Below are 5,527 nucleotides of genomic sequence, written 5' to 3' on the forward strand. Positions count from 1 at the left end.
ATTACGGTTGCGGCGAGTCTGGGTAGCAGGCGAAGAGATAATCGTCGAGTCTCTGCACTCCGTGGACCACCGCGCGCTTTCGAGCGAATCGCGCAAGGCAATCCCTGTAGAGACGATCACACAGGCCGATGGGACAGGCCCTGCATCAGACGACACAGGCGAGGAAGGATCATCTGCGCTTTCGTGGCCTGTCTTCGACGTAGAGTGGATGAACAGTGTTGACCCAGCGCCGCCCTTCATCATCACATTGGGCTCATTGGCGACTTGGCTGTCCCATTCTCTGAGGAAGCTTTTTCGGCGCTCGTCAGCCCCGAAAAGTCAGGAATGACGCCACAACTCGAGCACAGCATCTTGCGCCGCGACTACAGGCCAGAGGTCTGAAAAAGTGACGATCCCGCATGCGCCGCCCCCTCTTGGCGTCCCGTACAGCATCGCCAGCACGCGTAACACAAAGTTCATCTCACCGGTTCGCTCGATGCTCAATCAGCGACTCGAGGTTGCGCTAACGGACCTCCACGGACACAGAATTGGGCCAAACCTTCGAACTTCGCAGAGGGACCGGAACGTGTCACTTGGGAACGATTAGCGGGGCAACATCGACACGGTTTTTCCCCCACCGGTGGCATGCTCATGGAATGAGTCCCGCGCTTCCGAAGCAATCAGTCCGCGAGCAAATCCGCCACGCGGTCGATCCCGACGAGAAAATGCTGCCCATCCTGACTTCTGTCGGCCAACACCCGGTACTGCCGTCGTGGATGGTCGCTGTGAACAGTGAGCTGGATACGCAATGGAGAGCCTTGGCCACCCATGGCGAGGCAATGGAAGCGTTGATGGGGAAGATCGAGGATGCGTTGACGGAACTCGTTCCTCGCGGCTGGGCCGTCTTCAACATGCAATCTGAGGAAGTTGAGCGCGCGGTGACGCTCGTCAAAGCTGACCGCGGTGGCGAAGCGGATGAACTGCTGGCCGATCAATGGGAGAGCAGCACCTACCGTACCAAACGGGTTTGCGACCGGGTGACATCAATGGGGTCCGCCGAGGCCACGTATCGGTCGATGTTCATCGAGAGGGCTCGCCTTCTCCATCAGGCACGAAGCCAGCACGATCGGGGCGAGTACGCTGCGTCCATCCAGATGGTGCACTCTCAAATTGAAGGAATCCCCACCGATGTGACTGCCAATAAGAAAGTGGCCCGCCAGGGCCGTCTGGAAGAGTTCGTGAGACATCCGGAGGGGCGGGCGTCAGCGCCTCGGTTCGATCGGCGTTGGCACGGACGCCCGCGACTCGATCTCGCGGCCGGCCGCGAAGAGGGTGTCCTCTCGGAAGCGGCGCCCGAGCAGCTGCACGTTGATGGGCAGCCCATTGGCGACCGTGACCGGCACTGAGAGGCCCGGCACCGAGAGTGCCGCGACCGACATCATGGGCCACTGGGCCTTGATGACCTCCTCCATGCGGTCGGCGTCGCGCACATCCGCGTCGATCTCGAAGGTCTGCTCCGCCGAGATCGGCAGCACCAGGATGGGGTACCGCTGCAGTGCGAGTTGCAGGTCGCGCACGAGCGCCGCACGCTGCGCATACCCGCCGACGTAATCGCTCAGCTCGAAGCCCGACACGATCCGGTGCATTGCGGCGAACTGGTTATCAGCCGACTTGCGGATTGCCTCGTCGCCGTACTGCTCGATGAGCTTGCCCAGCCCCTCGAACTCGATGCCCTGCACGACCTGCCACCACAGGCGCCAGGCATCGGCGAACAGTGAGAGGTCGATCTCCTCGACGAGGTAGCCTGCATCCTCGAGCGAGGCGACCGCCTGCGTGATCGCGGCATCCACGGCAGGGGTGGGGTCGACGATACCCACCGAGCGTACAACGCCAACGCGGATCGGTCCCTCGAGGGGCTCGCCCTCAAGCGGCACAGGAACCGAGAATGGATCCTTGGCGTGCCACTTCGCCAGGGCGGAGAACCCGAGCGCGACATCGTCGACCGTGCGCGCTAGCGGGCCATGCACCTGCATGTTCTGCGTCCCGAGCAGCGGAGCGCCGAGCCGTGCCGTCGGCCAGTCCGGCACGCGACCTGGTGTCGGGCGCAAACCCACTACCCCGCAGCTCGCGGCGGGGTAGCGGATGCTGCCGCCTATGTCGTTGCCGTGGGCGATGAAGCCCATTCCGGATGCCACGGCCGCCGCAGCCCCACCGCTCGACCCGCCCGGGGTGCGGGTCGCGTCCCACGGGTTGAGTGTGCGGCCGTGCAACTCGTTGTCGGTGAACCAGCGGATCGAGAATGAGGGAGTGTTCGAGCGTCCGACGAACACGGCTCCCGCGTCGCGCAGGTTCTCGATCGCGGGGTGGTCCTCGTCGGCGATGTCGTTCGCGAACTCCGGCACGGAGTTCGTCGTCGCGTGGCCGGCGATGTCGGTGTTGATCTTGGTCGTGACGGGGATGCCGTGCAGCGGGCCGAGCGGCTGGCCCGAGCGCAGGCGGAAGTCCGCGGCATCCGCCGACTGGAGAGCCTCGTCTTCGGTGAGTTCGACGATCGCGTTGACGTAGGGGTTCACCTCGCGGATGCGCGACAGCACCGATTCGGTCGCCTCGCGCGAGGTGATGTCGCCCGAGCGGATCGCCTCAGCCGTGCGTGTGGCTGTCCAGCTCCAAATCTTGTCAGTCACTTCTTGCCTTTCAGTGGTGGCGCGCGCGGCGCCGGTGGGTATGTCTGTCAGCTCACAACGAGCAGGTCAGTGACGGCGGCAGGGTCGGTGCGCAGATCTTCGCCGGAGCGGTCGAGCACGAAGCGTCCTTTGACCATGCCGATGATGCGGTCGGCGTAGGCGAGCGGGTATCGCGGCCCCTGCTCCACGAAGAGCACGCCAACGCCGGTCGACGCGACGACCCGCAGCGCCTCGAGCGTCGCCTGGGCGAGCGAAGGCTGCAGTCCCTGCGAGAGCTCGTCGATGACGATGAAGCGCTCGCCCGCAAGGATCGCCCGGGCTATGCCTACCTGCTGCTTCTGTCCACCGGAGAGCTGACCGGCGGGCTGCTCGGCGCGCTCGACCAAGAGCGGGAAGAGCTGCCGCACGTCGACGGGCGGGCGGTAGCCCTTGCGCTGCGCGAGGCGCAGGTTCTCGTCGATCGTCAGGGTGGGAAAGACCCCGCGGTCGTCGGGCAGCAGGGTCATGCCGTGCCGCGCGGGTACCTCGGCCCGCCCCGCGGGGAGCTCCCTGCCGTCGATCGATAGTCGACCGCCGTGACGATCGCACAGGCTGAAGATGGCGCGAAGGAACGTCGTCTTGCCGACCCCGTTGCGGCCGATGAGTGCCGTGACAGTTCCCGCCTCCAGCGTGATGGTGACATCGTCGACGACGGCCGTCTTGGCGTAGCCCGCCGTGAGGTTCTCGATTGCCAGCATCACACCGCTCCCAGATATGCCGTGCGCACGTCGTCATGCGCGGCGACCTCGTCCATGGTTCCCACCGTCAGCACACGCCCGTTGGCGAGCACGACGACCCGGTCGGCGAGCTCGCGCACGATGTCCATGTCGTGCTCGACGACGAGGAGCGTGCATCCGAGCTTCACGTTGATGCGCCGCATGAGGGAGGCGAGCCGCAGCGAGTCCTCATGCGAGAGTCCCGCGGCGGGCTCGTCGAGCAGCACGATCTCCGGGCCCCACGCGATTGTCATTGCGAGCTCGAGTGATCGCTGGTCGGCGAGCGAGAGGTCGCCCGCGAGCAGGTCGTCCATGGCAGAGAAACGATCGAGCTCGTCGGGCAGTTCGACAGCGCGAAACGCCTCCGCCCGCGCGAACGCCATGTTCTGCTGCGGCGTCAGCTCGGGGTAGAGACTCGGCACTTGGAAGAGGCGGCCGAGTCCAAGGCGCGCCCGGCGGTGGGGAGCCCAGCGCGTGACATCCTGACCCAGCACCTCGATGCGGCCGGAGGTGGGCGCGAGGTCTCCCGCGATGAGGTTGAGGAGGGTCGTCTTGCCCGCGCCGTTGGGGCCGATGAGGCACACGATTTCGCCGCGAGCGACCGTGAGGTCGACGCCGTTGATGATAGGCACCGCACCGAAGGCCATCTGCATCTCCGTGACACGGATCGCATCGGCGCTGTCCGGCGTCGTGTGCTTCGGCGTATCCGGCGCCGACTTCGCGTCGATGATGGCGCCCTGCGATGCAGCGCGCGAGACGTTGCGCCGCAACAGACCGGAGAGGATGCCCACGAGGCCAGCGGGAGCGAACTTCACCACAAGGATGAAAACGACCCCGAGAACGAGCAGGTACCAGGAACCGATCGCGTCGCCGAGGTACTGCTGCCCGATCGTGACGACGCCTGCACCGAGGAAGACGCCGAAGATGGTTCCTTTACCACCAACGGCAACCCACACGAGCACCTGGGTAGACATGACAATGCCGAGGGTACCGGGTGAGACGAGCCCCATAATGGGGGCCGCGATGGCGCCTGCTGCGGTCGCGACCAGCGCGCTCAGCACGAATGCTGTGACCTTGATGCGAATGGGGCTAACGCCGAGGTGCTCGGTGCGGTGCTCGTTGAAACGCACCGCCACCGCGCGGCGACCGAGGCGACCGCGCAGCAGGAAGAACCAGATAGCGACGACGATGACGAAGACGAGAATGCCCGTGGTGTAGAAGTTCGCGACGACCCCGGGTGACGGTACGAAGATGCCGTTGCTGCCGTTGGTGAGGTCTAGCCACGAGCGTGCACCCTGCTCGGCCAGGAGAGTCAGGGCGAGGGTGATGACCGCCATGGTCGAGGCGAGAGCCTTGGATCCCAGCCCTATGCGACCGATGAGCAGGGCGATGAGGGCGGAGATCACGAGGGCGCCGAGCCCGCCGACGAGCTGCGGCACTTCGTTGTCGGCCGCGATCGCGACACCGTAGGCCCCGATGCCGAAAAAGGCGGCGTGACCTATACTCACGACACCGACGCGACCCCACGAGAGGTCCAGGCCGAAGGCGAAGAGCCCGTAGGCCAGCGCGAGCGTGAGAAGCGCGAGCGGGTAGCTCGGCAGCACGAACGGCGCTGCCGCGACGGCGACGGCCGCGGCCGAGAGCGCCACCCAGTGGCGGATGGCAACTCTCGCCTCAGGCCTTGAGGGGGAGATCACGCGCATCGCGGCGTGAGCCCCTCGATGTCGTCGGCAAACGTCGCGACGGGCGTGTAGGCGCCGCCCTCCTCGATCTCGAAACGAGCCGTCTCGGTCATGAAGAAGCGGTCCTTGCTGAAGGAGCCACTGCCGAAGACGCCGTCTTCGATCTTGCCCTCAGCGAGCGCCTTGGCGATCTCTGCGCCATTCGTCGACCCGGCTTTCTCGACGGCTGCAGCGATCATGAGCATGCCTTCGTAGGCGTTCGCGGCGACCGATGGGATGGGGTCGGTGAAGTCGTATGTTGAACGGAACGCTTCAACGAACTCCTTGTTGGCGTCGTTATCAAGCTGGTCGGAGTAGCGGCCGACGAGGCTCAGCCCGTGGGTGCGCTCGGTCAGGCCGGGGTAGAAGTCGGCGATGAGGCTGACAC

The 5,527-nt window shown here is 65.5% G+C and carries 5 protein-coding genes; all 5 read right to left on the reverse strand.

Features of this window, described 5'->3' with window-relative positions; all coding sequences use genetic code 11:
* Positions 1-659: 659 nt before the first annotated feature.
* Positions 660-974: a hypothetical protein gene (locus tag ACLQ62_RS08265; RefSeq protein WP_411721167.1), complete on the reverse strand. Its 315-nt coding sequence runs from the start codon at positions 972-974 to the stop codon at positions 660-662.
* A gap of 267 nt (positions 975-1,241) precedes the next feature.
* The gene (locus ACLQ62_RS08270) at positions 1,242-2,663 is read right to left on the reverse strand and encodes an amidase (RefSeq protein WP_411721168.1); all 1,422 of its coding nucleotides are present in this window, start codon (positions 2,661-2,663) and stop codon (positions 1,242-1,244) included.
* Between the two features lie 47 nt (positions 2,664-2,710).
* Positions 2,711-3,400: an ABC transporter ATP-binding protein gene (locus ACLQ62_RS08275; RefSeq protein ID WP_411721169.1), complete on the reverse strand. Its 690-nt coding sequence runs from the start codon at positions 3,398-3,400 to the stop codon at positions 2,711-2,713.
* Positions 3,400-5,121: an ABC transporter permease subunit gene (locus ACLQ62_RS08280; RefSeq protein ID WP_411721170.1), complete on the reverse strand. Its 1,722-nt coding sequence runs from the start codon at positions 5,119-5,121 to the stop codon at positions 3,400-3,402. The genes ACLQ62_RS08275 and ACLQ62_RS08280 overlap by 1 nt, the downstream gene beginning before the upstream one ends.
* On the reverse strand, positions 5,112-5,527 hold a 416-nt coding region (locus ACLQ62_RS08285; RefSeq protein ID WP_411721171.1), incomplete at its 5' end, for an ABC transporter substrate-binding protein. The genes ACLQ62_RS08285 and ACLQ62_RS08280, both read right to left, overlap by 10 nt.

It is taken from the genome of Mycetocola sp., assembly GCF_046716805.1.
Classification (GTDB): Bacteria; Actinomycetota; Actinomycetes; order Actinomycetales; family Microbacteriaceae; genus Mycetocola_A.

Coding starts and splice junctions, on each gene's coding strand:
- ACLQ62_RS08275 (WP_411721169.1), bottom strand. CDS start 3,400: ATGCTGGCAATCGAGAACCTCACGGCGGGCTACGCCAAGACGGCCGTC.
- ACLQ62_RS08280 (WP_411721170.1), bottom strand. CDS start 5,121: ATGCGCGTGATCTCCCCCTCAAGGCCTGAGGCGAGAGTTGCCATCCGC.